24 protein-coding genes and 3 tRNA genes are annotated in these 26,212 nt (G+C 66.1%); 13 read left to right on the top strand and 14 right to left on the bottom strand.

Annotated features, from left to right (window positions below; all coding sequences use genetic code 11):
* Nucleotides 1-121: 121 nt before the first annotated feature.
* From ED208_RS09300 to hemP, 3 genes are all read right to left on the bottom strand, one after another.
* Nucleotides 122-919, bottom strand: coding sequence for a heme ABC transporter ATP-binding protein (locus ED208_RS09300; protein WP_123211599.1), 798 nt, complete (start codon nucleotides 917-919; stop codon nucleotides 122-124).
* Nucleotides 919-1,947 (bottom strand): FecCD family ABC transporter permease, encoded by a 1,029-nt coding sequence (locus ED208_RS09305; RefSeq protein WP_123211600.1) that lies wholly within the window; start codon nucleotides 1,945-1,947, stop codon nucleotides 919-921. Before ED208_RS09305 ends, ED208_RS09300 begins: the two co-directional genes overlap by 1 nt.
* 98 nt (nucleotides 1,948-2,045) lie before the next feature.
* On the bottom strand, nucleotides 2,046-2,228 hold the full coding sequence (gene hemP / locus ED208_RS09310; protein WP_123211601.1) for a hemin uptake protein HemP: 183 nt from the start codon (nucleotides 2,226-2,228) through the stop codon (nucleotides 2,046-2,048).
* Nucleotides 2,229-2,376: 148 nt separating this feature from the next.
* Here hemP and ED208_RS09315 point away from each other — a divergent pair.
* From ED208_RS09315 to ED208_RS09360, 10 genes are all read left to right on the top strand, one after another.
* Nucleotides 2,377-2,461, top strand: a tRNA-Leu gene (locus ED208_RS09315).
* A gap of 139 nt (nucleotides 2,462-2,600) precedes the next feature.
* Nucleotides 2,601-3,920, top strand: a complete 1,320-nt coding sequence (gene tig, locus ED208_RS09320; RefSeq protein ID WP_123211602.1) for a trigger factor — start codon at nucleotides 2,601-2,603, stop codon at nucleotides 3,918-3,920.
* Between the two features lie 73 nt (nucleotides 3,921-3,993).
* Nucleotides 3,994-4,620, top strand: coding sequence for an ATP-dependent Clp endopeptidase proteolytic subunit ClpP (clpP, locus tag ED208_RS09325; protein WP_301331332.1), 627 nt, complete (start codon nucleotides 3,994-3,996; stop codon nucleotides 4,618-4,620).
* A 117-nt stretch (nucleotides 4,621-4,737) separates the two neighbouring features.
* A complete protein-coding gene (clpX, locus tag ED208_RS09330; RefSeq protein WP_123211604.1) occupies nucleotides 4,738-6,006 on the top strand; it encodes an ATP-dependent Clp protease ATP-binding subunit ClpX in 1,269 nt (422 codons plus the stop codon).
* A gap of 148 nt (nucleotides 6,007-6,154) precedes the next feature.
* Nucleotides 6,155-8,548, top strand: a complete 2,394-nt coding sequence (gene lon / locus ED208_RS09335; RefSeq protein WP_123211605.1) for an endopeptidase La — start codon at nucleotides 6,155-6,157, stop codon at nucleotides 8,546-8,548.
* A gap of 242 nt (nucleotides 8,549-8,790) precedes the next feature.
* A complete protein-coding gene (locus ED208_RS09340; protein ID WP_123211606.1) occupies nucleotides 8,791-9,063 on the top strand; it encodes an HU family DNA-binding protein in 273 nt (90 codons plus the stop codon).
* 46 nt (nucleotides 9,064-9,109) lie between these two features.
* A tRNA-Val gene (locus tag ED208_RS09345) sits at nucleotides 9,110-9,185 on the top strand.
* Nucleotides 9,186-9,199: 14 nt separating this feature from the next.
* A tRNA-Asp gene (locus ED208_RS09350) sits at nucleotides 9,200-9,276 on the top strand.
* Nucleotides 9,277-9,372: 96 nt separating this feature from the next.
* Nucleotides 9,373-11,295 carry a SurA N-terminal domain-containing protein gene (locus tag ED208_RS09355; RefSeq protein ID WP_123211607.1) on the top strand — a complete coding sequence of 641 codons (1,923 nt, stop codon included), beginning with the start codon at nucleotides 9,373-9,375 and terminating at the stop codon, nucleotides 11,293-11,295.
* A gap of 9 nt (nucleotides 11,296-11,304) precedes the next feature.
* On the top strand, nucleotides 11,305-12,576 hold the full coding sequence (locus ED208_RS09360; protein WP_123211608.1) for a dicarboxylate/amino acid:cation symporter: 1,272 nt from the start codon (nucleotides 11,305-11,307) through the stop codon (nucleotides 12,574-12,576).
* A gap of 25 nt (nucleotides 12,577-12,601) precedes the next feature.
* Here ED208_RS09360 and ED208_RS09365 read toward each other — a convergent pair whose 3' ends face one another.
* The 11 genes from ED208_RS09365 to gloB form a co-directional block, all read right to left on the bottom strand.
* Nucleotides 12,602-13,387, bottom strand: coding sequence for an enoyl-ACP reductase FabI (locus ED208_RS09365; protein WP_123211609.1), 786 nt, complete (start codon nucleotides 13,385-13,387; stop codon nucleotides 12,602-12,604).
* 36 nt (nucleotides 13,388-13,423) lie between these two features.
* A complete protein-coding gene (locus ED208_RS09370) occupies nucleotides 13,424-14,407 on the bottom strand; it encodes a TonB family protein (protein WP_123211610.1) in 984 nt (327 codons plus the stop codon).
* Nucleotides 14,404-14,925 (bottom strand): ExbD/TolR family protein, encoded by a 522-nt coding sequence (locus ED208_RS09375; protein WP_123211611.1) that lies wholly within the window; start codon nucleotides 14,923-14,925, stop codon nucleotides 14,404-14,406. Before ED208_RS09375 ends, ED208_RS09370 begins: the two co-directional genes overlap by 4 nt.
* Complete coding sequence (locus ED208_RS09380; protein WP_123211612.1) at nucleotides 14,922-15,452, bottom strand: ExbD/TolR family protein; 531 nt, start codon at nucleotides 15,450-15,452, stop codon at nucleotides 14,922-14,924. Before ED208_RS09380 ends, ED208_RS09375 begins: the two co-directional genes overlap by 4 nt.
* Before the next feature lie 30 nt (nucleotides 15,453-15,482).
* Nucleotides 15,483-16,115: a MotA/TolQ/ExbB proton channel family protein gene (locus tag ED208_RS09385; protein ID WP_123211613.1), complete on the bottom strand. Its 633-nt coding sequence runs from the start codon at nucleotides 16,113-16,115 to the stop codon at nucleotides 15,483-15,485.
* A 49-nt stretch (nucleotides 16,116-16,164) separates the two neighbouring features.
* Nucleotides 16,165-16,506: a hypothetical protein gene (locus tag ED208_RS09390; protein ID WP_123211614.1), complete on the bottom strand. Its 342-nt coding sequence runs from the start codon at nucleotides 16,504-16,506 to the stop codon at nucleotides 16,165-16,167.
* Nucleotides 16,503-17,147, bottom strand: a complete 645-nt coding sequence (locus tag ED208_RS09395; protein WP_123211615.1) for a tetratricopeptide repeat protein — start codon at nucleotides 17,145-17,147, stop codon at nucleotides 16,503-16,505. The genes ED208_RS09390 and ED208_RS09395 overlap by 4 nt, the downstream gene beginning before the upstream one ends.
* Entirely contained in the window at nucleotides 17,131-19,971 is a 2,841-nt protein-coding gene (locus ED208_RS09400) for a tetratricopeptide repeat protein (RefSeq protein ID WP_123211616.1), read from the bottom strand. The genes ED208_RS09395 and ED208_RS09400 overlap by 17 nt, the downstream gene beginning before the upstream one ends.
* Nucleotides 19,968-22,199, bottom strand: coding sequence for a tetratricopeptide repeat protein (locus ED208_RS09405; protein WP_158608493.1), 2,232 nt, complete (start codon nucleotides 22,197-22,199; stop codon nucleotides 19,968-19,970). The genes ED208_RS09400 and ED208_RS09405 overlap by 4 nt, the downstream gene beginning before the upstream one ends.
* A gap of 112 nt (nucleotides 22,200-22,311) precedes the next feature.
* Nucleotides 22,312-23,484, bottom strand: coding sequence for a transglycosylase SLT domain-containing protein (locus tag ED208_RS09410; protein WP_123211618.1), 1,173 nt, complete (start codon nucleotides 23,482-23,484; stop codon nucleotides 22,312-22,314).
* Complete coding sequence (gene gloB / locus ED208_RS09415; RefSeq protein WP_123211619.1) at nucleotides 23,484-24,245, bottom strand: hydroxyacylglutathione hydrolase; 762 nt, start codon at nucleotides 24,243-24,245, stop codon at nucleotides 23,484-23,486. Before gloB ends, ED208_RS09410 begins: the two co-directional genes overlap by 1 nt.
* 39 nt (nucleotides 24,246-24,284) lie before the next feature.
* On the opposite strand from gloB, the gene ED208_RS09420 reads away from it, so the two are divergent.
* Genes ED208_RS09420 through dnaQ form a run of 3 tightly spaced genes read left to right on the top strand, consistent with a single transcriptional unit; the run spans nucleotide 24,285 to nucleotide 26,211 of the window.
* Entirely contained in the window at nucleotides 24,285-25,031 is a 747-nt protein-coding gene (locus ED208_RS09420) for a class I SAM-dependent methyltransferase (protein WP_123211620.1), read from the top strand.
* A gap of 5 nt (nucleotides 25,032-25,036) precedes the next feature.
* The gene (gene rnhA, locus ED208_RS09425; RefSeq protein ID WP_123211674.1) at nucleotides 25,037-25,480 is read left to right on the top strand and encodes a ribonuclease HI; all 444 of its coding nucleotides are present in this window, start codon (nucleotides 25,037-25,039) and stop codon (nucleotides 25,478-25,480) included.
* Nucleotides 25,477-26,211 (top strand): DNA polymerase III subunit epsilon, encoded by a 735-nt coding sequence (gene dnaQ, locus ED208_RS09430; RefSeq protein ID WP_199720567.1) that lies wholly within the window; start codon nucleotides 25,477-25,479, stop codon nucleotides 26,209-26,211. Before rnhA ends, dnaQ begins: the two co-directional genes overlap by 4 nt.
* The last annotated feature ends 1 nt before the right edge of the window (nucleotide 26,212 follow it).

Genomic DNA, 26,212 nt, shown 5'->3' on the forward strand with positions numbered 1-26,212 from the left:
AGGCAGGAGGAACGGTTAGTGGTGTCGCCGGAGTATGGGCCGCAGGTGCCGGCAAGGCTAGCGCCGGTCTTCCGCCTGCGTCCGCCGCGAGTCGGACCGGGCGCGGCTCACCGGCCCCGGCTTAGTCCGGATCGGCGACCGCGATGTCGAAGTGTGGACGCTGCGGATCGCCGACCGGCAGAAACCGCAGGTTGCTGCCGTAGGCGCGCCCCAGTAGTTCGGGGCGCAGCACCTCGGAAGGCGTCCCTTGTGCCAGCATCCGGCCCTGGTGCAGGAGGCTGACGGTATCGGCGTAGCGGCCCGCGAGGTTGATGTCGTGAAGCACTGCCAGCACGCCGAGGCCGTCGGCGAGCTTGCGTCGCAGCAGGGCCATGCAGGCGTGCTGGTGGGCGAGGTCGAGCGCGGCGGTAGGCTCGTCGAGCAGCAGGTAGCCGGGAACCGGTTCGCGCGCCGGGGGCTGGCTGAGCTGGGCCAGCACCCGCGCCAGCTGCACGCGCTGGCGCTCGCCGCCGGAGAGTTGCAGATAGCTGCGCTCCGCCAGCGGCAGCACATCGGCGTCGGCCAGCGCGGCGTCGATCAGCGCCGCTTCCTCGGCGGGGCTGCCGCTGACGGCGGCCTGGCGTCCCAGCGCGACCACTTCCCGAGCGCTGAAGGCGAACCGCAGGTTGTCGCCCTGCGGCAGCACCGCCCGCAGCCGCGCCCGCTGGCGCAGCGACCAGGCCCGCATCGGGCGCTGGTTCAGCAGCACTTCGCCTTCGCTGGGATGGAGGTCGCCGGCCAGCAGCTTCAACAGCGTCGATTTGCCGGCTCCATTGACGCCCAGCACGGCATGCAACTCGCCAGGGCGCAGCGTCAGCGAAACGCCGTCCAGCAGACGCCGCCCGCCGAACCGCCAGTGCAGATCGCGGCCGATCAGCATCAGAGCGCGCCAACCCGGCCGCCCATGCGCGCCAGTAACCAGAGGAAGAAGGGCCCGCCCAGCAGGGCGGTCAGGGCGCCCACCGGCAACTCGATTGGCGTCGCCACGGTGCGGGCCAGGGTGTCTGCCAGCAGCAGCAGCAGGGCCCCGAGCAGCGCCGAGGCCGGGAGCAACAGGCGGTGTCCGGGGCCGATCAGCAGGCGCACCAGGTGTGGCGCCAGCAATCCGACGAAGCCGATCATGCCGGCGACGGCGACGCTGGCGCCAACCGCCAGTACCGCCAACAGCAGGATGCGGCGCTTCAGCGCTTCGACATCGACGCCGAGATGGCCGGCCTCCGCTTCGCCGAGCAGCAGTGCATCCAGCCCCCGGCCTTCCCTCGGGAGCAGCAGCGCGGGCAGCAGCAGCAGTGGGGCGGCGGCGGCAATCTCGGTCCAGCCAGCCTTGCCCAGGCTGCCCAGCATCCAGCGGGTGATGTCGCGCAAGGTGGCGTCGTCGGTGAGCTGCTGCAGCAGGCCGATGCCGGCCAGCGCGATGGCATTGATGGAGAGTCCGGCGAGCAGCAGGCTGGCGACACTGGTCTGCCCCTCGCGCTGACCGAGGCGCAGCGCCAGCAGGGCGGCGAGGGCCCCGCCGACGAAGGCGGCCAGTGGCAATACCCAGGCGGCCGCCAGCGCTGTCAGCAACGCGGGCTTCAGTGCCAGCCAGAGCGTCGCGGCCAGGGCGGCGCCGGCGGAAACGCCGATCAGGCCTGGGTCGGCAAGCGGGTTGCGGAACAGGCCCTGCATGGCCGCGCCCGACACCGCCAGCGCGGCGCCGATCAACAGGGCGCTGAACACCCGAGGCAGCCGAATCTCCAGCAGCACCGCGCTCGCGTAGGCCGTTTCGGGCGATGGCCCGGGCGAGAGCAGGGAGCGGAGATCGGAGAGATGCAACGCCAGCGGCCCCACCAGCAGCGCGCCGACCGAGGTCAGGCAGAGCAGGGCGGCGAGCAGCGGCAGCAGCAGGTGGCGCGGGAATCGGTGCATCAACAAGATGGTTGGCGAGGGCGGCCGCCGATTATGCGCGGCCGTCGCCAAATCGGCCGATCATCCTGGTTACACCTTCGCTGCCGATGGAGGCCCAGCTACTTGTTGAGGATCAGCTTGTCGTTGCGGGTCAGCTTGAGCCGGTACTCTTCGCCGCGGTGCTCGATGATCAACTCGTGGTTGTTGCGGAACAGATCCTCACTGCGCAGGCGCGGCTTGGCGGGCTCCCGGCGCGAAGTGAGGGCGGGCAGGGCCAGACGGGGTAGGGTGAGCGTGCTCATGGTGGGAGGCTCCGAGGTGTTTGGCTGTGGTTTTCAAATAATAACAATTCGCATTTGCAATGCAAGCCACCAAAGTCACCGGTCCTGCCGCCTTCAAGCAGGCACAGCCGGTTCCGCACACGCTGGTATACTGCGCGACCCGTTTCGGGCGAATGTGGCGGAATTGGTAGACGCACTGGATTTAGGTTCCAGCGCCGCAAGGCGTGCGAGTTCGAGTCTCGCCTTTCGCACCAGCCTGCCGGATGACGGCTGTGGTTCCTCTCTGGAGCTTCGGCCTCGGCAGTTCACGAAACGCAGCACAGGCGCGGCCCCTGTTGCATCCTCAACGGGATTCACGCTTCCAGAAATTTAACGATACAACTCTCCAAACCCATGCAAGTCCACCTCGAAACCACCGGCGCCCTGGCTCGCCGTCTCCGCGTGCAGATCCCGGCCGAGCGTATCGACAGCGCCGTCGCCAAGCGTCTGAAGAACATCGCCAGCCGCGCCAAACTGCCGGGCTTCCGACCGGGCAAGGCGCCGATGAAGGTGATCGAGGCCCAGTACAAGGATTCCGCCCGCTACGAGGCGATCAACGATCTGGTGCGCGAGACCTACCCCGAGGCGGTGGATAAGGTTCAGGTGCAGCCGGCCGGCTATCCGCAATTCGAGATCACCGGCGCCGAGGGTGATGGCTTCGAGTACGTTGCCAGCTTCGAGGTCTACCCGGTCATCGTGCTGGACAAGCTGAGCGGCCTGCAGATCAGCAAGCCCGCAGTCGAGATCAGCGAGTCGGACATCGACAAGCTGGTCGACAATCTGCGCAAGGCCCGCCGCATCTTCAAGGAAGCGGACCGTCCGGCCGCCAATGGCGATTCGGTCAAGGTCGACTTCGAAGGCAAGCTTGATGGCGAGGCCTTTGCCGGCGGCAAGGGTGAAGACGTCGAGTTCGAGATCGGCGCTGGCCAATTCCTGCCCGACCTCGAGAATGGCATCGTCGGCCACGCCGTGGGCGAGACGTTCACGGTCGACGTCGCCTTTCCGGCTGACTACCGCGCCGAAGCGCTCAAGGGCAAGACCGCGCAGTTCACCGTGACCATCAAAGAGGTCAAGGAAGTGCAGCTGCCGGCGCTCGACGACGCCGAATTCCTGGCCGCCCACGGCCTGACCCCGGAGCAGGGTGCCGAAGCGCTACGCGCCAAGGCCCGCCAAGCCTTGGAGAACGAGCGCAACAAGGCCGTGAAGGCTCGGCTCAAGTCGCAAGTGCTCGACCAGTTGCTTGCCGCCCACCCTGTCGAAGTGCCAGCCAGCCTGATTGAGCAGGAGCTGCCGCGCCTGCGCGAAGAAGCCGCTGCGCGCATGAACATGGGCAAGATCAAGGCCGACAAGGCCAAGGAACTGCTCCCCGACCAGCTGTTCGAGGCCACCGCCAAGCGCCGCGTCGCCCTGGGTCTGCTGATCGGCGAGGTGATCAAGACCAAGAACATCACCCTCGACAGCGCTCGCGTCGAGCAGGCCCTGGCCGAAATGGCGGCCGACTACGAGCAGCCCGAGCAGGTGCAGCAGTTCTACCGGTCGCGGCCGGACATGATGCAGGGCCTGCGCGCGGTGGTGCTGGAAGACCAGGTTGTCGATGCGCTGGCCGCCGATGCCGCCATCAGCGAAGTCAGCCAGACGCTGGAACAGCTCTTGAATCCGCAGGCTCAGGCCTGATCAACTTCGGATGCCATCCGGGGTGACGACCGATAGCGGCCGTCACCCCTTATTATTTTCTGGAGAGAGTGCCTTGAACTTCCGTCCGCAAGCCAATCTGGTGCCGATGGTGGTCGAACAGACCGCCCGCGGCGAACGCGCCTTCGACATCTATTCGCGCCTGCTCAAGGAGCGGGTGATCTTCCTGGTCGGTCCTATCGACGACCACATGGCGAACCTGATCGTGGCGCAGCTGCTGTTCCTGGAATCGGAGAACCCGGACAAGGACATCAGCCTCTACATCAATTCGCCGGGCGGTGTGATTACCAGCGGCATGGCGATCTTCGACACCATGCGTTTCATCAAGCCCGACGTCTCCACGCTGTGCATCGGTCAGGCCTGCAGCATGGGCTCCTTCCTGCTGTCCGCCGGCGCCAAGGGCAAGCGCTTTGCCCTGCCGCACGCGCGGGTAATGATCCACCAGCCCTCCGGCGGTGCCCAGGGCCAGGCCACCGACATCGAGATTCAGGCACGCGAAATCCTCAAGATGCGCGAGCAGCTCAACAAGCTGTACGCCGAGCACACCGGTCAGCCGCTGGAAAAGATCGAGCGCGACATGGAGCGCGACAACTTCATGTCTGCCGATGCCGCGCGCGACTACGGCCTGATCGATTCGGTGATCGCCAGCCGTCAGGTGGCCGTCGCTCCGGCCCAGCCCTGAGGCCGGAAACCCGGCTTCGCGCACGCCGCTTGCAGGGTGACGAAGGCGGTTTTGCAGTGTCGTGACAGCGTGCTATAAGGCTGTCGTGGTTGTTTTGGACGTTACAGAAGGACGACGATGAGTACCGATACACGCAGTTCGCACAATGGTCGCGTGCTGTATTGCTCGTTTTGCGGCAAGAGCGAGCACGAGGTGCGCAAGCTGATTGCGGGTCCCTCGGTCTACATCTGCGACGAGTGCGTTGACCTCTGCAACGACATCATCCGCGAGGAAATCCACGCCAAGCCGCAGGTCAAGGGCCTGCCCAAGCCGCACGAGATCCGGGCGGTGCTCGACGAATACGTCATCGGCCAGGAGCAGGCCAAGAAAGTGCTGTCGGTGGCGGTGTACAACCACTACAAGCGGCTTTCCACCAAGGCTCAGGGCAGCGGCGATGTCGAACTGGCCAAGAGCAATATCCTGCTGATCGGCCCGACCGGCTCCGGCAAGACCCTCCTCGCCGAGACCCTGGCGCGTCTGCTGGACGTGCCGTTCGCGATTGCCGACGCCACCACGCTCACCGAGGCGGGGTATGTCGGCGAGGACGTCGAAAACATCATTGCCCGCCTGCTGCAGAAGTGCGACTACGATGTCGAGAAGGCCCAGCGCGGCATCGTCTACATCGACGAAATCGACAAGATCGCCCGCAAGAGCGAGAACCCGTCCATCACCCGCGATGTTTCCGGCGAAGGTGTGCAGCAGGCGCTGCTGAAGCTGATCGAGGGCACCATCGCGCAGGTTCCTCCGCAGGGCGGCCGCAAGCACCCTCAGCAGGAGTTCCTGCAGGTCAATACCGCCAACATCCTGTTCATCTGCGGTGGCGCTTTCGCCGGCCTGGATCGGGTGATCCACCAGCGCCTCGACAAGGGCGGCATCGGCTTCGGCGCGGAGGTCAAGAGCAAGTCCGATTCCAAGGCCTTGAACGATACCTACAAGCAGCTGGAGCCGGATGATCTGGTGCGTTTCGGCCTGATCCCGGAATTCATTGGCCGTCTGCCGGTGGCGGCGGTGCTGGACGAGCTGGACGAGAAGGCGCTGATCTCGATTTTGCGCGACCCCAAGAATGCTTTGGTCAAGCAATACCAGAAGCTGTTCCAGATGGAAGGCGTCACCCTCGAGTTCCGGGAGGATGCGCTGCTGGCGGTTGCCAAGCGCGCCCGCGAGCGCAAGACCGGCGCCCGTGGCCTGCGCACCATCATAGAGAAGATCTTGATCGACACCATGTACGACCTGCCGTCGATGCAGAACGTCGGCAAGGTGGTGGTTGACGAAGCAGTTGCCAAAGGCGATGCCAAGCCGATCATCGTCTACGAGAACAAGGACGTCGCGGCCAAGCAGTCGGCATGAACTCGATGTTCGGTAGTTGCTCGAAAAAGCCCCGCCCTGCGGGGCTTTTTCATTACTGCGGACGCCATGCCCCTGGCTTGAATGACGGGCTTACATCACCACCTAATGCTTGAGGCATACTCCCTCAAAGCCATCCACGGACGTTTCGATGAGCGCTACCCCCAATACCGCCCCTGTGCTGCCATTGCGCGATGTCGTCGTCTATCCGCACATGGCGATTCCGCTATTTGTAGGCCGAGAAAAATCGGTCAAGGCGCTGTCGGCCGCCATGCAGGACGACAAGCGCATCCTGCTGGTTGCGCAGAAGTCGGCCGATACCGACGAGCCGGCGATCAGCGATCTCTACGCCGTAGGCACCCTGGCCAGCGTTTTGCAGATGCTGCGGCTGCCGGATGGAACGGTGAAGGTGCTGGTCGAAGGTGGCCAGCGTGCTGCGGTGACCGAGATCAATGAGGTGGGGGAGTTTCTGGTCGCCAGCTACGAGCCGGTCGCCGAACCGGAAAGTGCTGGGTCCGAGCACGAACTGGACGCGCTGATGCGTTCCACGGTTTCCACCTTCGAGCAGTACGCCAAGCTCAACAAGAAAGTCCCCGCCGAATTGCTGCCCTCGCTGACGGCGATGGATTCGGCCGGCCGCCTGGCTGACACCATCGCGGCGCACCTCTCGCTGAAGTTGGAGGACAAGCAGCGGGTTCTGGAGGCTCTGGAAGCCAAGGCGCGGCTGGAACTGGTGCTCGCCTTGATGGAAGGCGAGATTGACGTGTTGCAGATCGAGAAGAAGATCCGCAGCCGGGTCAAGCAGCAGATGGAGAAGAACCAGCGCGAGTACTACCTCAACGAGCAGATGAAGGCCATCCAGAAAGAACTGGGTGAGGGCGACGATGCGCCCAATGAGCAGGAAGAGCTGGCGCGCAAGATCGAGAAATCGGGCATGCCCAAGGCGGCCAAGGACAAGGCGCGTCACGAGCTGAATAAGCTGAAGATGATGCCGCCGATGTCGGCCGAGGCGACGGTGGTGCGCACCTACCTGGACTGGTTGACGCAGGTTCCCTGGAAGGCACACACCAAGTCGCGCATAGATTTGCCATTGGCCCAGGCCAAACTGGACGAGGATCACTACGGGCTCGACAAGGTCAAGGAGCGGATCGTCGAGTATCTCGCCGTGCAATCGCGGGTGAAGAAGCTCAACGGTCCGATCCTGTGCCTGGTTGGTCCTCCGGGCGTGGGCAAGACCAGCCTGGGCCGCTCGATCGCCGAAGCGCTGAACCGCAAGTTCGTGCGCATGTCGCTGGGTGGTGTGCGTGACGAAGCGGAAATTCGCGGCCATCGGCGCACCTACATCGGCTCCATGCCTGGCAAGCTGGTCCAGAACCTCGCCAAGGTGAAGGTGAAGAACCCGCTGTTCCTGCTCGACGAGATCGACAAGATGAGTCAGGACTTCCGCGGTGATCCCTCGTCGGCCCTGCTGGAGGTGCTTGATCCCGAGCAGAACTCGACCTTCCAGGATCACTACCTGGAGGTGGAGGTGGATCTGTCTGATGTGATGTTCATCGCAACGGCCAACACCCTCAACATCCCCGGCCCCCTGCTGGATCGGATGGAAGTGATCCGGATTCCCGGCTACACCGAGGACGAGAAGCTCAATATCGCGAAGAAGTATTTGTTGCCGAAGCAACTCAAGAACAACGGACTCAAATCAGGCGAACTGGAACTGCAGGACGCGGCGATCACCGGCATGATCCGCCACTACACCCGCGAGGCCGGTGTGCGCAATCTCGAACGCGAGGTCAGCAAGATCGCGCGCAAGGTCGTCAAGCAGTTGCTGCTGAATCCCAAGCAGCACGCGGTGACGGTCGATGCCGACAACCTTGACCAGTATCTGGGCGTGCAGAAGTTCCGCTACGGCCGCGCCGAGGAAAAGAACCAGGTCGGCCAGATCACCGGCCTGGCGTGGACCGAGGTGGGTGGCGAACTGCTGACTATCGAAGCGGCTTCGGCCCCTGGCAAAGGCGGGATGACCCTCACCGGCAGTCTCGGCAATGTCATGCAGGAGTCGATCAAGGCGGCGTTTACCGTGGTCCGTTCCCGTGCCCGCAGCCTGGGCATAGAGCCGGGCTTTCACGAGAAGTCGGACTTCCATGTCCACGTACCCGAAGGCGCAACGCCCAAGGACGGGCCTTCCGCCGGTATCGCCATGTGCACAGCGCTGGTGTCGGTGCTCACTGGAATCCCGGTGCGGGCCGATGTGGCGATGACTGGTGAGATCACCCTGCGCGGCGAAGTCCTGCCGATTGGTGGACTGAAGGAGAAGCTGCTGGCGGCCCAGCGCGGTGGCATCAAGACCGTGGTGATCCCCTACGAGAACGTCAAGGATCTGGCCGACATTCCCGACAACATCAAGGCGCAGCTGAGCATCGAGCCGGTGCGCTGGATCGAGGATGTGCTCAAGCATGCCCTGGAGCGGATGCCGGAGCCGCTGCCGGCAGCTGCCGTGGCCGGCACTCCCGCGCCAGTCGGCGAGGAGCCGGCCCGGGCACATTGATGTGCAGGACGCCGGCCGGAGCGAATGGCTCCGGGCCGGAATCTGCGTTTCATCGACGCGGGAGTAGTGCGATCTTGCCCTAGTAAATCGGTTGACGCTCGCCAAAATCGCTTGCTATAAAGCTGCTCGTACCAACGGTTCGCGCAAGGTTGCTTGGTTTGCCAGCCAAAGGCCGCGTTGGAAGCCACTTCTTGGGGATTGCCTTCGGCTATGTCGCATAGCCATTGAATAGGGGTTTTTTAATGAACAAGTCTGATCTGATCAACGCCGTTGCTGACAAGGCCGAGATCTCCAAGGCCGATGCTGGCCGCGCGTTGGATTCCCTGGTGGAAGTCATCGCCAAGGCACTCAAGAAGAACGACAAGGTTTCCCTGGTTGGCTTCGGCACCTTCGCGGTCCGCAAGCGCGCGGCTCGCACTGGCCGCAATCCGAAAACCGGTGCTCCCCTGAAGATTGCCGCCAGCAAAAATCCGACGTTCAAGGCTGGCAAAGCGCTCAAGGATGCGATAAAGTAGCTGACTCGCTGGGACGCTTAAGGTTTAGCGAACTTCGATCAAGGCCGGGTGCTTAGCTCAGTTGGTAGAGCGTCGCCCTTACAAGGCGCAGGTCGGCGGTTCGAGCCCGTCAGCACCCACCAAGAGTCAACCGCGCGGAGCGGTAGTTCAGTTGGTTAGAATACCGGCCTGTCACGCCGGGGGTCGCGGGTTCGAGCCCCGTCCGCTCCGCCACTTTATAAGTTGAAAGGGCGCTCCACGTGAGCGCCTTTTTTGTTTGGCCGCCATCGCGGTGTAGATCATCCGTTCAACCAGGAACGTAGCTACAGCATGTTGCAATCCATTCGTGATCGACTGACCGGCCCCATCGTCTGGGTCATCGTGGCGTTAATTGCCATTCCCTTCGCATTCTGGGGCGTCGAATCGTTCCAGAGTGGTGGTGGCGACCCCACCGTGGCCAAGGTCGGTGACCAGAAGATCACCGAGGCGCAGCTACAGGCGGCCTACGATCAGCGCATGCGCCAGCTCCAGCAGATGCTGGGCGAAAGCTTCCGCGCCGACATGATCGAGCCGCAGCGCTTCCGCGAGGGCGTGCTGCAGGAAATGATCCAGGAAACCACGCTGCGCCAGCATGCCAAGTCGGCGGGTTACACCGCCACCGACGCCGCCCTGTTGACCACGCTGAACACCATCCCCGCGTTTCAGAAGGACGGCAAGTTCTCCGCCGAAACCTACAAGGAAGCGCTGGCCCGCCAGGGCATGACCCCGCAGAGCTTCGAGGCGCAGCTGCGCGATGGCCTGACCATTGATCAGGTGCGTGAAAGCGTGTTGGGTAGCGGCTTTGTCACCTCGGCCGAATCCGCCGCCGCTTGGCGCTTGGCGCGTCAGGAGCGGACTTTCTCCTACGTCAGTTTCAAGACTGCCAGCTATGAGCCGGCTGTCAGCGTCAGCGAGGAGGCGGTGCAGAAGTATTTCGCCGACAACACTGCTCGCTACCACGCGCCGGAACGCCTCAAACTGCAGTACGTCGAGCTGGCGCTGGACGAATTGCCGCCGGCGCCCGAGCCCGAGGCAGCAGTGCTGAAGGCCGTGTACGACGCCGACCTCGCGCGCTTTTCCACACCCGAAGAACGTCGCGCCAGCCACATCCTGATCAATTTCGGTGCCGACAAAGAGGCCGCCGAAAAGAAAGCGCTGTCGCTGAAGGCGCGTCTCGACAGCGGTGCCGATTTCGCCGCCCTGGCGCGCGAGGCGTCCGATGATCCAGGCTCCAAGAGCGGCGGTGGCGATCTTGGCTGGGTACGTCGCGGGCTGATGACGCCCAAGTTCGAACAGGCTCTCTACGAACTGCAGCCGGGCAAGGTCTCGGCACCGGTGGAAACCGAATTTGGTTGGCACTTGATCAAGCTGTCCGAGGTGAAGGCGGCGCAGACCAAGCCGTTCACGGATCCGGCCGTGCAGGCCGAGTTGCTGCAGACCTATCGCCAGCGCGATGCCCAGCAGCGATACCAGGACCTGGCCGAGAAGCTGGGGCAGCTGGCGTTCGAGAACGCCGCCTCGCTGGACCCGGTCGCCAAGGAGCTCAAGCTGGAACTGAAGACCACCGACTGGCTCGGTCGCACTGGTGGCAGCGGCCTGGCCGCCAATCCGGACGTACTGAAGGCGGCGTTCGCGCCGGAGATCATCCAGGACGGAGAAAACAGCAAGCCGCTCGCCGTTGGCGAGAACCGTCAGGTGGTGTTCCGCAAGGCTGAATACGAAGCCGCGCGACCGCGCAAGCTCGAGGAAGTGGCGGACAGCATCCGTGCCGAGCTGAAACAGCAGGCGGCGAAAGCCAAGGCCTCGGCCGATGCCGACGCCCTGGTCAAGGCATTGAACGAAGGCGCAGTCTTCGAGTCTGCACTGGCCGAGCGTCAGCTCACCGCCACCAGCCCCGGCTCGGTACGCCGTAACGCCGAAGGCCTGGACAAGCAGATCCTCGCGGCCTTGTTCAAGCTTCCGCGACCTGCCGCCAGCAAGCTGCAGATCGGCAAGACCCAGCTCGACAGCGGCGACATCGTGGTGCTGGCGCTGTCCGGCGTTCGCGATGGCACCCCGATGCCGGAAGACCCGGAGTTCCAGCGCGAGGGCGCGCAACTGCGCGATGCGCTGTCCGGCGCGGAATTTGCTGGCTTCCGTGCCAACGTCGAGAAAGATATCGGCGTGGACCGCAAGGCGCTGCCGCCGGTCGAGACCATCGCCGAGAATCCCTGAGGTCACACGATGAAGCTACCGCTGCATTGGCGCATGTTGATCGCCCTTGTGGCGGCGGTGGTAGCGGGTGTGCTGTTCGGCGACTCCGAGGCCTTCCTCCAGGCCTGCGGCATGGTCGGCGCCTTGTTTCTCAACGCCCTGAAAATGCTGATCGTGCCGCTGATCCTGGCGGCGCTGATGAATGGTCTGATCGGCGGCGCCGAACAGGGCGGCCTCGGCAAGCTGGGCGCGCTCACCTTCGGGTTCTATGTCGGCACCGGCCTGCTGGCGATACTCACCGGCCTGGCCTGGGCGAACCTGTTGACGCCGGGGATCGTCAACGGCCTCCCGGCGGCGCCGCTACTGGGTTTGTCGGGCGACGCCAACGCCATCGTCGCGCAGGTGCAGGAGAAGGGGACGCAGGACCTCTGGGACGTCATCCTGCGGCTGATCCCCACCAATCCGATTGGCGCCGCCGCCACTGGCGACATGCTGGGCCTGGTCACCTTCGGCCTGCTGTTCGGCTGGGCGCTGTCGCAGCTCCCCGGCAATCTCCGCGACACCCAGGCGGCGTTCTGGAAAGGCGTCTACGAGGCCATGGTCCGCATCGCGGCGCTGGTGATGCGGGCGGCGCCCATCGGCGTGTTCGCCATCGTCACCGGCACTGTCGCCAAGACCGGCATCGCAGCGCTGCAGCCGCTGGCGGTATTCATGCTGGCGGTGGTCGCCGGCCTGCTGACCCATGCTTTCGTGATTCTGCCCCTGGTCCTCAAGCTGGTCGCGCGGGTTCCAGCCTACGGGCTGCATCGGGCGATGACGCCGGCGCTGCTGACCGCGTTCTCCACCTCGTCCTCGAACGCGACCCTGCCGCTGACCATGGACTGCATCGAGAACAAGGCCAAGGTGCCGCGCCGCGTCAGCGGCTTCGTGCTGCCGATTGGCGCCAACGTCAATACCGACGGCTCGGCGCTCTACGAGTGCGTCGCCGCGATCTTCATCGCCCAGGCCTACGGACTCCATCTCAGCTTCGGCGCGCAGTTCACGGTGGTGGCGCTGGCCCTGATTACCGCCATCGGCGTCGCCGGCATCCCTTCGGCCAGTCTGGTGGCAATCACCGTGATCCTCTCCGCCATTGGCCTGCCACTGGAGGGTGTGGGCCTGATCCTGGCCGTGGACCGGGTGCTGGACATGTGCCGCACTGCCCTGAACGTGCTGGGCGATGCTTCTGCGACCGTGGTGGTGGCGCGTCTGTCGGGCGAGGATGGCGTGCTGGATCAGCCGGCGTTGAAGAGCACCGGCTAGCGCTCCGGAGGCGGAGCCCGCCGGCTTACTCCGGCAGGCTCATGCCCATGATGTTGTAACCAGCGTCGACGTAGAGAATCTCGCCGGTGATGCCCGAGGCCAGATCGGAGCTGAGGAAGGCAGCGGTGTTGCCGACTTCCTCGATGGTGACGTTGCGGCGCAGCGCACTCATCTTCTCGGCGGCGCCGAGCATGCCGCGGAAGCCCTTGATACCGGCGGCCGCCAGAGTCTTGATCGGGCCGGCGGAGATGCCGTTGACGCGGATGCCCTCGGCGCCCAGTTCCGCCGCCATGAAGCGCACATTGGCTTCCAGCGAGGCCTTTGCCGGCCCCATCACGTTGTACATCGGCACCGCGCGCACCGCACCCAGGTAGGTGAGGGTGAGCAGGCTGGCGTCGCGACCCTGCATCAGCGGCCGCGCGGCCTTGCCGAGCGCGGCGAAGGAGTAGGCGCTGATGTCGTGGGCGAGGGCATAGCCCTCGCGGGTCACGCTCTCCAGATAGCCGCCCTGCAACAGCTCGCGTGGCGCGAATCCGATGGAATGGATGACGATGTCGATGCCGCCCCAGACATCCTTGAGCGAGCCGAACACCGCCTCGATCTCGTTGTCGCGGGTGACATCCAGCGGCAGCACCAGTTCCGAACCATGGGCGTGCGCCAGTTCCTCGACGCGCGACTTGAGCTTGTCGCCCTGGTAGGTGAAGGCCAGCTCCGCGCCTTCGCGCGCGAAGGCCTCGGTGATGCCGGTGGCGATGGAACGCTCGCTGGCGACGCCGGTGATGAGCGCCTTTTTACCGGACAGAAAGCCCATGATCTGTATTCCTCTGGATGCCCCGTCGATGAAGCCTCAGGCCGGCGGCTTGAAGCGGATCGGATAGTTGGGATAGGTGAAGGGCGGTACGTCCTTGGCACCGAAGTCGAGCAGCATGACCCGGGCGATGATCTTCTTCTCCAGCTCCGGATCGCCCAGCTCGCTGGACGCGATCTCGGCCGAGGTCACCTTGCCGCTGGGCGCGATGGTGAGACTGATCACGACCTTGCCGGACAGGCCGGGCGACTCACGCAAGGCACGGATGTACATCGCGTAGAACGAGCCCTGGGCGCGGTCGAAGGTGAGCTGGATCTCTTCCAGGGTGCGCGAGGCATTGCGCTTGTTGCCGCCTTCGCCGGCCTTGCTGGCATCGCGACCGAACCCTACCGGCGACTGCACGGTGGTGGTGCGCCGCTTGCCGAGTCCGCTGCCGCTCTGCGTGCGGGTGACGCCAGCCGCACCGGCACCACCAATACCGCTGGAACCGGCCGCCGCCGCCGCCAGATCGGCGTCGTTGGCACCGCCACCCGCAGCACCGCCACTGGCCGTGCTGGCCGCGCCCTTGGACGACAGCAGCGGCTGGTCGGAATTCAGCGAATCGCCCTTGCTGCGCATCTCGCTCAAGGCCTGCGAAAAAGCCAGCACGCCGGAGCGCTTGGCCACTTCGCGCGCGGTTTCCACCGGATCGGGTACCGGCTCGGCGTTCGGGACCGGCTTCGGCACTGGCGTCTCGGACTTCTTGGGCGCCGCTTCCTGCGGCTCTTCCTTGGAATCTTCCTTGGCGGGGGCCGGCTCTTCGACCTGCTCGGCCAACGGTGCGACCTCGGCCGGCAGCAGTTCCACCGTGGCCGGCGCGCTATAGGTGCCACCGCCCTGTTTCTGACCCTCGACCTTGTAGATCAGGCTGAGGATCACCATCAGCAGGAACGGGACCGCCACGGCCAGCAGCAGGCGGCGGAAGCGACGGTCGGAGTCCTCGGCGTAGTCGTAGCCGTCCCAGCGGATCGCGTAGGCGCTCATTGCCCACCCCGCTTGGAGGCATGCGCCACCGATACCGCGATGCGCGCGAACTTCAGCTCACCGCAGGTGGCCAGCACCTTCTTCAGCACCGAGTAGGGGATGTCCTTGTCGGCCATTACGTTGATTTCGCCGCGCGTGGTGGCGCCGGGCGTGGCGCCCTGCACCTGCAGCAGGGTGACTTTCAACAGCTCCGCGCGCAGCTGCGGAATCGGCTTGCCTTCCGGCGCTGCCGCCGCCTCCTCCAGGGTCATCACCTGCTCACCCTGGATCAGCACTGCCTGTTTGGTCAGGGTGATCACCGGCGCCGCCGTTGGCGGCTGGTCCAGCGACAAAGACGTGGGCAGGGCCAGTTCGCGCGGATTGCGCAGGTTGTCGACGCTGGCGGTGGTCACCAGCAGGAAGAACACCAGCACGGTGAAGACGTCGATCATCGACACCAGGTTCAGCGGCACCACGCTGGGCTTGCGCGCATGCCGGCGCAGGATGCGCTTGGCGCGCCGCGAGAGGCGCAGGCTCATGGCGTGCCTCCGGCCGGCGCGGCATCGGCGCGCTGTGGCGCGTCGCCCAGCGAGATCGAGGGGAATAGGTCGCGCAGCACGCGACCACCCTCCGCCGGGGTGATCCGCACCGCGTCCATGGTCTGCACCAAGGTGTCGTGGCTGACGCTAGGCTCCAGCAACAGGGTGATGCGGGTTTCGTCGGGACGGGCGTCCTTGACCAGCAGCAGCCGCTGGGTCAGGGCCTTGTAGTCATAGCCTTCGGCGGCATTGCCGTAGCGGCCCAGTTCGCTGCCGCCCTCGGTAAGCAGCATGCCGTCGTTGCGGATCAGCACCGTCAGCGGCCGGCGATTCGGGTCCGGCTCGGAGACCTTGCTGGCATCGGGCAGGTTGAGGCCCAGGATCGACACCCCGGTGGAGTTCACCAGCAGGAAGAACACCAGCACGGTGAGGATGTCGATCATCGACACCAGATTGAGTTCGCCGGCTTCCTTCTTGCGCCGCTCACGGCGCAAGGCCAACCGGGCCGAACGGGATAAACCTCTCATAGGCCTCTCGTTATGGCGACGGGCGTGGAATCAGCCCTTCAGGCCGAGCGCGTTGAGGAACTTCACCGAGGCCATTTCCAGGCTGTCGATCAGCTCGTTGGTCTGCGCCGACAGCCAGGCGTGGATCACCAGCAGCGGCACCGCGACCAGCAGGCCGAAGGCGGTGCAGTTCATCGCTTCGGAAACCGCAGCGGAGAGCAGATCGGCCTTTTCCGCCGGATTGACGGTGCCGACGGCGGAGAAGCCGTCGATCAGGCCGACGATGGTGCCGAGCAGGCCGAGCAGGGTGGCGACGTTGGCGAAGGTGGCGAGATAGTGGGTGCGGCGTTCGAGCAGCGGCGACACCTCCATCAGGCTCTCTTCCATCGACATCTCCACGTCCTCGCGCTTGTTGGAGCTGCGCGAACGGGCGATGCCGTAGCCGAAGATGCGGGCGATGGGAGAGTCGGAAGCCATTGCCACCGACTCCGCGCCGGCCAGATCGCCCTTGTTGACCAGGGGGATCAGTTCCGACCAGAGCTTGCGGTTTTCCGCCTTGGCCTTGCGGATGTAGAGCACGCGCTCGATGGTGATCGCGAGACCGACCACGGCCACGGCGAGGATGGGGAACATGAAGTGTCCACCCGCCTGGAAGAAATGGGCGATTGAGCCGAAGAAGTCCATCTGGTTTCTCTGTGTGTGCTGGTGAGTTGAAAAGGATAACCGCCGCCGCCTAGCGCGGCGCAGCGGCAGCCGGTTGGGCGGCGCGGGACCGCAGGTGATCGGTGATGGTGTTGTAGTACTCGAGCTGGCGACGGAACACTTCCGGGTCCAGCGGGACCAGCGCCTCGTCGAGGAAGCGGGCCGGGCGGTCCAGCTCCTTTTCTGGCGCGGCATTGCGCCAGGGGGTGATGTAGAGGCCGATCGGCGACTCGCGTTCGCCGACGATGGTGGTGCCGTCGCGTTCGCCGGAGGGTCGCACCAGCGCCTGCGGTTCTTCCGCCGTCGACTGGGCGTAGGCGCCGCCGGTGAGCAGCAGTCCGGCAAGGGCAGCGAGCAGAGACCGAAGGCTCATGACTTCACCTCGGCGCTGACCGGCGCCTGCGTGGCTTCCAGCGCCTTGATCCAGGCGGTTACCTTCAGCTCCTTGCTGCCGGTCAGTTGCTGGTACTCGCGATAGCGCTCCAGCGCTTGCGCCGGCCGCTTCAAGTAGACGTCGTAGAGGATGCCGAGATTGAGTACCACCGCCGGCTCGCTGGGCTTGATGGCCAGGGAACGCAGATAGGCTTGTTCGGCGCGCGGGTAGTCACGCGCCTCACGATAGAGGATGCCCAGCCAGTTGTAGGCGATGGCGTTGTCCGGGTTGGCGGCCACCGCGCGGGCGAACTGGGCGATGGCGGCCGGGCGGTTGTTGGCCTTGGCGTCCAGGATGCCGAGGTTGGTCAGCGGCCCGGACAGTTCCGGATGCTCCTTGGCCAGCGCGGCAAAACCTTCGCGTGCCAGCTTGAAATCCTTGGCCTTGTAAGCGGCCAGAGCTTCGTCGAAGCGGGTCTGAGGGTCCTTGACCGGCGCCGCCGGAGCGGCCGCCTGAGTCGGCGCCGCCGGAGTCTGGTCGACGGGCCGGTCGGGCAGAGGCTCGCGCCGTTTCGGCGCCGCGCAGGCGGCCAGGCTCAAGGCCAGCGCGGTCAGCAGCAGGCGCTTACTTGAGGCTTTCATAGACTTCGGCTCCGGTTTCGCGCTTGCCGTACTTGGCCGGCGACAGTGCCCCCAGGGCGGCGACACTGCCGGCGATGGCCGGGTCCCACAGGCCCTGGCCGACGCGCTTGAGGTTGGTCTCGTGCGCCTGGATGGCTTTTTCCTCGAAGGGCAGGGACTGTTCCTCCAGCAGCAGGTTGTATTGCTCCAGCTCCTCGCCGGCGAGATTGCGCGGCCGCTCGGAGTCCATCAGCGCCTTGGCGAAGGACTGGTAGACCATGCCCAGTTCGTAGGCGGCAGCGGTCGTGGTCTCGGCGTAGTTGTAGCTCGCGGCCTTCTCCAGCGCCTGGATGGCGTTTTCCACGGCGTCCTTGCGCATCGGCAGGCTGCGTTCCACCGGCAGGCTCAGGCGGATGCGGGCGGCATCGGCAGCGGCGGCGCGACCGATGTCCAGCGCCGCCTGCGCGGCCAGCACCCGGGTGCGCTCGGTGCGCTGGTTGCCGGCACGGTCGTCGGCGGCAACCAGGTCACGCAGCCAGAACAGGGCACGGTAGGGATCGGGCTTGGCACGGTAGAGGTCCGCCAGGCGACGGCGCGCCTCGACCGCCGGTTCCAGCGGGCTGGGGAAGGCGCCAACGTAGAACTCGTAAGCCTTGATCGCATCGGCCGGACGCTTGGCGTCGTCGAACAGCTTGGCAGCCTGCCAGCCCGCCTCGCGGCGTACTTCCGGCGCCTCGGTGACGCGGGCAGCGATGCGGCGATAGGCGGCGGCGGCATCGACCGGCTTGTTGTCCTTGACGTAGACCAGCGCCAGCTTCTTGTCGACGTCGGTCTCCAGCGGCCAGCCACTGCCGCGCAGGCTGTTGCGGTTGCGCAGACCTTCCAGCACCACGGCGGCGTTGCCCCAGTCCTGCAAGCCGATGAGGGCAGCGGCGGCGTCGTAGTCGGCGGTATCGCGGATGCTCGCCTGCGGCGTGACCTGGCCGACGCGCAGGAAGCCCTGCGCCGCCAGCTTGAGGTCGCCGGCGGCGCGCGCCGCCTCGGCCTGCTTGTAGATGGAGGCGGCGAGCTGCTCGATGACATTGGCGCGCAGCGGGTCGTCCGCCGGCGTCAGCTTGAGCAGGTCGGCGTAGGCGACTTCCGCCTTCGGATAATCCTTCTGCGCGAAGTAGCTGTCGCCGAGCACGCCCTGGACGATGCGGCGCTGCTCCGGTGTCGGCGGCGGCGCATAGGCCAGCACCCGCTGGGCGGTGGTCACCGCCTCGGCCTGGGCACCGATGTCGTAGAGATCGCGGGCGGTGCGGGTGAGCACGGCCAGCGCCTGCGGATGCGCCGGGAAGGTGTCGACCATCTTCAGGCTGGCGTCGATGGCGACGCGCAGCGCGTCGTTCTTCTGGGGCGCCGGAATGGTCTCGACGTTGCGGTGGTAGGCCAGCACCGCGGCATAGGCGGCGTCCGGTGCGCGCGCATGCGGCGGATAGTCGTAGGCAGTGCGGCTGAACTCGCGGGCGGCGTCGAACAGCTTGCCGCCGTCCTCCAGTGCCTCGGCCTGCAGGTAATTGATCTCGGGCGCGCGCGGGTCGCTGGGGAAGATGTCGAGGATGCGGCGATACCAGCCGGCGGCGACCAGATAGGCGGCCTGGTTGGCCTGCGGGTCCTGCTGGGCAAAGGCGTGATAGTGCTTGGCCAGATCTTCGAGGTGGCCGCGCAGGGCGGTCATCACCTCGGCGCTGGGCGTGGCACCGGCCCAATAGGGCGCACCGGGCGCGTAGGCGTTGACGTAGCGCTCCTTCTCGCGCGCCACCAGATCGTTGAAGCCGCCCTGCTTGTAGACCTCGATCACCCGCGCCTGGAACTGTGGCGATGACGGATGACCGGGGTGGCGCTCGTTGAACGCGGCGAAGGCGCCGGCGGCATCGGTGTAGCGCAGCTTGTCCAGGAACATCTCGCCCAGCGCGGTGTACAGCAGCGGGTAGAAGCGCGGCTCCGGATGGCTGGCGAAATACTGGTTCATCGCCGGACCGCCGCCCATCACCGCGAAGGTCAGGCTGGTGACCCGCAGCGAGTCCTTGGCGAGATCGGCCTTGCCCTGTGACACCGCATTGAGCGAGGCCTCGACGTCCTGCAACTCGCCGGGCGGTAGCTCACGGTCGAGGATGGCGAAGAACACCGGAAGGGCGTCGTCGAACTTCGACTGCTTGAACAGCGACCAGCCGTATTTGTACTGCGAGGGCTCGAAGAACGGCGTCGCCGCCGCCAGGCCCATCACGTAACGGTATTCCTTCTCGGCCTCGGCGTAGTTCCCGAGCCGGAACAGCAGCTCGGCGCGGCGGAAGTGGGCATCGCCGTTGAGTGGCGAATCCGGATAGCGCGCGGTCAGTTCGGTGAGCGTCGCCACCGACTGCTCGGGCTGGCCGGCGTTCTGGTAAGCGCGTGCCAGCTGGTAGAGCACGCGGTCGTTGTTGGGATCGTTGGGGCGCTCCTCGATCAGCTGCCGGTACAGCTTGATCGACTCGGCCAACAGCTTCTCGCTCTCGCCGGTGCCACCGGTGGCATCGTCCACCTGCACCTGCAAGTCGGCCATGCGGCGCATGGTCTCGGCGCGCATCGCCTCGTCGGGCGCCAGATCCAGGATCTTGCGGTAGTTGTCGAGCGCCTTCTCGGGATCCGGAGTGAGCGGATCGCTGAGGATGATCGGCAGCTTGTTCTGGTCCGGCGCCTTCTGCTTGCCCAGGGTGCGGATCTGCGGGCTCTTGTCCTGCGGACGCAGGTTCGGCGGCGAACCGCAGGCGGCGATGAAAGCGGCGACGCCGATCGCCAGGCTGCTGAGCTGGAGGCGGTTCAAGGGGCGTCTCCCTTCAGGCGGTCTTCGTAGATGCGGGCGAGGGCGAAGCGCGACTCGACCAGATACTTTTCCACGGTCTTCTTCTGGCCGGCCAATTCCTTAAGGGCGATGTCCTTGAGCACTTCGGACTGCTCGTTGGCGGCGTCGTCAATCAGGCTGCGCAGCGCCGACAAGCGCAGGCGCAACTGCTCGGAGCGCTCACGCACACCGTTGAAACGCGAAGGCGCGCTGGCCAGCCGCAACTGCAAGGGCGGCAGGCTGCCCGGCAGGCTGGGCGGGGTGTAGGGGGCCGTCAGCAGCACGTCCATGCGCAGCTTCAGCTTGATCTGCGGTTTGTCCTGCTTGCGCACGCTGCGCGCGCGCTCGATCAGCTCGACGGGGGAAACGGCGGCTTCCGGACGGCTTTGACTGAGCGCTTCCACCGCCGCGATGCGGGCCTTCACGCCGTCGAGATTGCGCGCCAGGAAACGCACGTCACGGTAGTTCTTCAGCGCTTCCTGGTAGCGGTTCTCGGCAATGATGCTCTGCAGGTAGAAGGTTTCCGGCGCATCGGGCAGATCGCGCAGGCGCCAGTTCCAACCGGCCTCGGAGTCGATGTCGCGACGGACGATGGTTTCCACCATGCGCGCCTGACGAATCTGCTGGCTGGCGCTGTCGATGCGGCGCCGGCTTTCCTCCAGCAGCTCCACCGACTTCTCGTAGAACTGCTGCGCCTGGATGTGCGCGCCGATGCGTTCCAGCGCGAACGGGATCGCGAGCATGCCCTCCTGCACGGCCGGGTCCATCGGATCGCGGTTGATCAGCTCGGCCCAGGGCACCAGCGCCTTGCGCAGGGCCTCCTCGTCTTCCTTCTTGACCTTTTCCAGCTTGAAGCTGCGCAGGCCGGCGCGCTTGTAGACATCGTAGTCGCCCAGCCGCGCCGGGTTGATCAGGATGCCCAGCGTCGCCAGGCCCCGCAGCGGGTTGTCCTCGGGCTCGGGATCGGCGATGTCGGTCTTCTTCTGCTTCTCACCCTGTGGCGCCAGCTCCGCCCAGCCCAGACCGAGCAGGGCACGGTTGGAGTAGGGACCGGTGATGCGCACCCGGCTGAACAGCGGCTTGGCGGTGCCACCTTGCTGCTTGCGCAGGAAGTGGAAGCCGAGCGTGAGATTGGCCTTGTCGCGCAAGGCCAGATTCTCGGTATCGGTGGGTGGCAGGCGGCCGATACGGTCGAGCAAGGTCTCGCCGTCGGCGACGCGGCCATCGTTGATCATTGCCACGCCGAGGTTGTAGCGGGTGTAGGGCGACTGCTTGTCGCCGTTCTTCATCTCGGTCAGCACTTCCAGCGCATCGCTGTAGCGGCCCTGCGACATCAGCGCCCGGGACAGCAGATCCTGCCAGGGCAGCTGCAAGGGTTCCGGCAGCTTTTCGCGCATGCGCAGCAGCGAGGTGGCCGACTCCTGCAGGAAGCCGCGCTCGTAGAGGAACTCCGCCAGCCGCAGCCGCGCCCGCCCCAGGGCCAGGTGATCGGTGGTGGTCACCGCCAGGTCGCGGTACAGGGCCTCGGCGCGGCCGCGCATGCCGAAGGCGAGATAGCTCTCGGCCAGCCGCCACTGGTAGTCGGCCGGCAGCTTCTGACCTTCCTGTTCCTGCCGCAGCTGCAGCAGCGTCATCGCCGCCGAGAAGTGGCGCTCGTCGCCATTGAGGAAGTCGGCGGCACGAACCCGAGGGTCGTCCTTGCTGCCGGGCTTGTAGTTGCGCAAGGCCTGCACCTTGCCGCCACGACCGAAGCTGATCTCGATTTCCGCCTCGCGCTCGCCCTTTTCGAACACGCCTTCGGCACGTTCGCTGAACGGCGGCGCGGCGGCGTCCTTGAAGGAACGGCCGTTCATCTCCACGCGGATGCGGTGCGGACCCGGTTCCAGATTGGCGCGCAGCACCCGATGCAAGCCCTTGTCGAACAGGGCGCGTGCCTCTCGCTCGGTGTAGGCGTAGCGGGTGAAGGGACCGTCGTCGATGCTGACCGCAATGTCGCTGAGGAAGCTGCTCGGCGCCACCGAGCCGACATACACCGACAGCGCGCTGTGCGGCGGATAGGCGTAGTTGTCTTCCAGTTGCTGCAGCTCGCGATTGAGCTCCAGGGTTTCGTCCTTGAGGCCCTGGATCGCTTCGTCGAGAGCGATGGCTTCCGCAGTGGGCTGCGGGGGCTCAGCCGCCAGCACGACCTGCGTCCAGAGGAGCGCAGCCAACAGCCAGCTTGGCCGCGAGAGGACGGTCAGTCGTAGGCGCATGCAGTAGTGGATGCCAGGGAAGGAATCGAACGGGGGCCGAGTGTAGCAAATGAAATCCGTGCTTCGGGGATCAGTGAACTGAGGGTATTTTCAGGTTGCGGCCCACCTCCAAGACCGCCCCCGCGCGCAGCTGGTTGTACTGCCGCAGACGCTGAACGCTGACCCCGTATTGCTGCGCCAGCGAGTACAGCGTCTCGCCAGAACGGACCCGGTGCAGACTGGACCGATTCGCGCTTGGTTCCGTGAGCGCCTGGCCGGAGCCATCCTGGTCCTTCCCCGGGAAGCCCGCGGAAATCGTCGCCAGCCGCAATGAATCGGTGACTTCGGGACCTTGCAGCAGCCAGTTCTCGCGCAGCGTCTTTCCGGTGCCGGCTGCTGGAATCGGATCGGCGAGTTCGGCTCGTAGTAACAGGGCCTCGCTGGGCGGCAGCAGCAGGGTCGGCACCCGGGTCTGCCGGTTGAGTCGCTTCAGGCCAGGGTTGAAGCGGCGCAGCAGTTCCGGGTCCACCCTCCCCAGCGCCTGTAGCGCCCCCGGCGGCAACTCGTCCATCGCCACCATTTCGGCGGCATGGCGGTTGCTGATGGTCGGCAGGCGCACCTGGTAGCGCTCCGGCTCGCGGACGATGGCGGCCAGCGCCAGCAATCGCGGGACGTAGTCGCGGGTCTCGCTGCGCAGGGGCAGCTGCCAGAAGTCACGGCTGCCACCGGCCTCGGCGATCGCCGTTCGAAGCCGGACGCCACCGCCGTTGTAGGCGGCCAGCGCCAGCAGCCAGTCGTCGTACTCGCGGTGCAGTTCCAGCAGGTAGGAGAACGCGGCACGGGTGGAGGCGACCGGATCGCGACGGGCGTCGTAGCCCGGATTGTCGCCGAGCCCGTAGGCGCGGCCGGTGGGCGGGATGAACTGCCAGAGTCCGAGCGCCGCCGAAGCCGAACGGGCATGGGCGTTGAAGCCACTCTCCACCGCTGGCAGCAGGGCGAGCTCCAGCGGCAGTTCGCGGATCTCGGCGGACTCGACGATGAACCACAGGAAGGGCGCGGCACGCTCCAGCATCACACTCAAGAATGCCGGGCTTTCGGTGTAGCTGGCGATGCAGCGCTGAACCTCCGGCCGCTGCTCCCCACCCAGGCGCATGCCCTGGGCGATGCGCGGCCAGATGCTGTCGTCGCCGGTCTCGGGCTCGGCATGCGCCGGGCTAGAGGCAAGCCAGAAGAACAACAGCAGCAGGCGGAAAATAGGGTGCATCAGGACAGACGGAAGCCGTCTTTGGCCTTGCGCATGGCCGCGAACACCTGCGCCGGCTCGGCTCCGGCGCAGCCCAGGGTGGCCGCCAGATCGGCGTCCTCGCAACGTAGGAAGGGGTTGTAGCGACGCTCCCAGCCCAGCTGCGAAGGCAGGCTGGCGAGGCCCTCGGCACGCAGAGTGCGCACCCGGGCCAGTTCACCTGCCAACGCCTGATCCTGCGGACTCAGCTGCGCGGCGAAGGCAAGATTGCCGAGGGTGTACTCGTGGGCGCAGCAGACCGCCAGCGAATCGGGCAGGGCGGCCAGCTTCTGCAGGGACGCGAGGTATTGCGCCGGCTGGCCCTCGAACATCCGTCCGCAGCCGGCCGAGAACAGGGTATCGCCGCAGAACAAGAGACCCTCGCCGTGGTAGCAGATGTGGCCCAGGGTGTGCCCCGGCGTCGCCAGCACGCCGAACTCGCCGCCCAGCAGCCTCAGCCGGTCGCCCTCGTGCACGGCCTCGTCCAGCGGCGGTAGACGGTGGCGGTCGGCACCATGACCGTGGACCCGCGCGCCGGTGTGCCGGACCAGCTCGGCGACACCGCCGATGTGGTCGGGATGATGGTGGGTGAGCAGAATGTGGCGCAGTTGCAGGTTCTGTGCCTGCAACCAGCGCAGCACCGGAGCCGCCTCGCCCGGGTCGACGATCAGGGCCTCGTCTCCGCGCCGCCAGGCCCAGATGTAGTTGTCCTCGAAGGCGGGAATGGCAGATATTGTGCCCATTGCGGCCGATGGTCGCGTGCGAGTTCCAGGCCGTCAATCATGCCGTCAGCCCCCCCAGCCAGCCCGAGCAAGTTCGATCCCACCCAGCGCTGGGCGGATTCCACCCACGGCCGTCGTCTCACCAGCCTGGAGCGCGAGGAAGTGGCCCGGCACCTGCCGGAACTGTTCGGACGGCATTTTCTGCAGATCGGCGCCTGGGGCGGCGAGGGCGACTGGCTGAGCGGTTCGGAGATGCTGCACCGGGCGGTGCTCGCCGTCGGCAAGCAGCCGGGTGCGCAGGCGCGCGTCGATGCCCAGCACCTGCCGCTGGCCAGCAAGTCGGTGGACGCAGTGCTGCTGCCTCACACCCTGGAGCTGGTCCGCTCACCGCACCGCCTGCTGCGCGAGACCTCGCGGGTGCTCAGCGACCGCGGCCGATTGCTGCTGGTCGGTTTCAGCCCCTGGGGCAGTCTGGCCTGGCGTCGCCGCGTCGGTCTGGCGCCGCGCGCACTGCCGGGCAGTTCGCGCTACTACTCCGCTGGCCGGGTCTGCGACTGGTTGAGCCTGCTCGATTTCGAAGTGCTGGAGGTGCGCCGCTTCGGCGTCGGTTTTCCCTGGCTGCCCGCGCGCAGCGACGGCAATCCGTTCACGCCGGCGAGCTTGTTCCAGGTGTTTTCGGAAGCCTATCTGGTGGCCGCCAAGAAACGGGTGACGCCACTGACCCTGGTTGGTCAGCGCAGCCGCGCCCAGGTCAAACCGCTGATCGGTCTGCCAGGGGTCGCGGCGCACCGGGACGGCAGCCAGTGAACGCCGTGCGCAAGACGGTGCTGATCCACACCGATGGCGCCTGCCGTGGCAATCCCGGCCCCGGTGGCTGGGGCGCGCGCCTGGAGTTCAACGGCAAGGTCAAGGAGCTCTGCGGCGGCGAGGACGACACCACCAACAACCGCATGGAGCTGATGGCGGCGATCCAGGCGCTGGAAGCCCTGAAGGAGCCTTGCCGGGTGACGCTTTACACCGATTCCAACTACGTCCGCTCCGGCATCACCGAGTGGCTGCGCGGCTGGAAGGCCAAGGGCTGGCGCACCGCCGACAAGAAGCCGGTGAAGAATCAGGATCTCTGGCAACGTCTCGACGCCGCCGCGTCCGCGCACGAGGTCGATTGGCGCTGGGTGAAGGGCCATGCCGGCGACCCCGGCAACGAGGCCGCCGACCGTCTGGCCAATCTGGGGCTGGACCGGAGCCTGTCGGCATGAGCCTGCGCCAGATCGTCCTCGATACCGAAACTACCGGCCTCGAAGCCGACCAGGGCCACCGCATCATCGAGATCGGCTGCCTGGAGCTGATCAACCGCCGGCCCAGCGGCAACAATTACTGGAAGTACCTGAACCCGGATCGCGAGATCGACGCCGGCGCGGTGCAGGTGCACGGCCTCACCAACGCCTTCCTCGCCGACAAGCCGCGCTTTCACGAGCTGGCGCGCGAGCTATGGGACTATCTCAGCGGCGCGGAACTGATCATCCACAACGCCGCCTTCGACGTCGGCTTCCTCAATCGCGAATTCCAGCGCTGCGGCATCGAGACGCCGCTGGCCGAGGTCTGTACGGTTACCGACACGGTGACCATGGCGCGCAAGCTGCACCCGGGCCAGAAGGTGAACCTGGACGCCTTGTGCCGACGCTACGGCGTCGACAACTCCAGTCGCGAGTTCCACGGGGCGCTGCTCGACGCCCGCCTGCTGTCCGATGTCTATCTGGCGATGACCGGTGGGCAGTCGCGGTTGGTACTGGACGGCCCCGGCGATGGCGGCAACCAGCCGCGCCGCTCGCGCCTGCTGGAGCAACTGCGGGTGGAAGCTGCCGCTCTTCCGCTGGCGGTCCCGCGCGCCAGCGAGGCCGAGCTGGATGCCCATCTGGAGCGGCTCAAGGGAATCGCCAAGAAAAGCGGCGGCAATTGCCTGTGGGCCGGAGAGCTGCCGGCTGCCTGAC

The sequence above is a fragment of the Stagnimonas aquatica genome (assembly GCF_003730135.1).
Classification (GTDB): domain Bacteria; phylum Pseudomonadota; class Gammaproteobacteria; order Nevskiales; family Nevskiaceae; genus Stagnimonas; species Stagnimonas aquatica.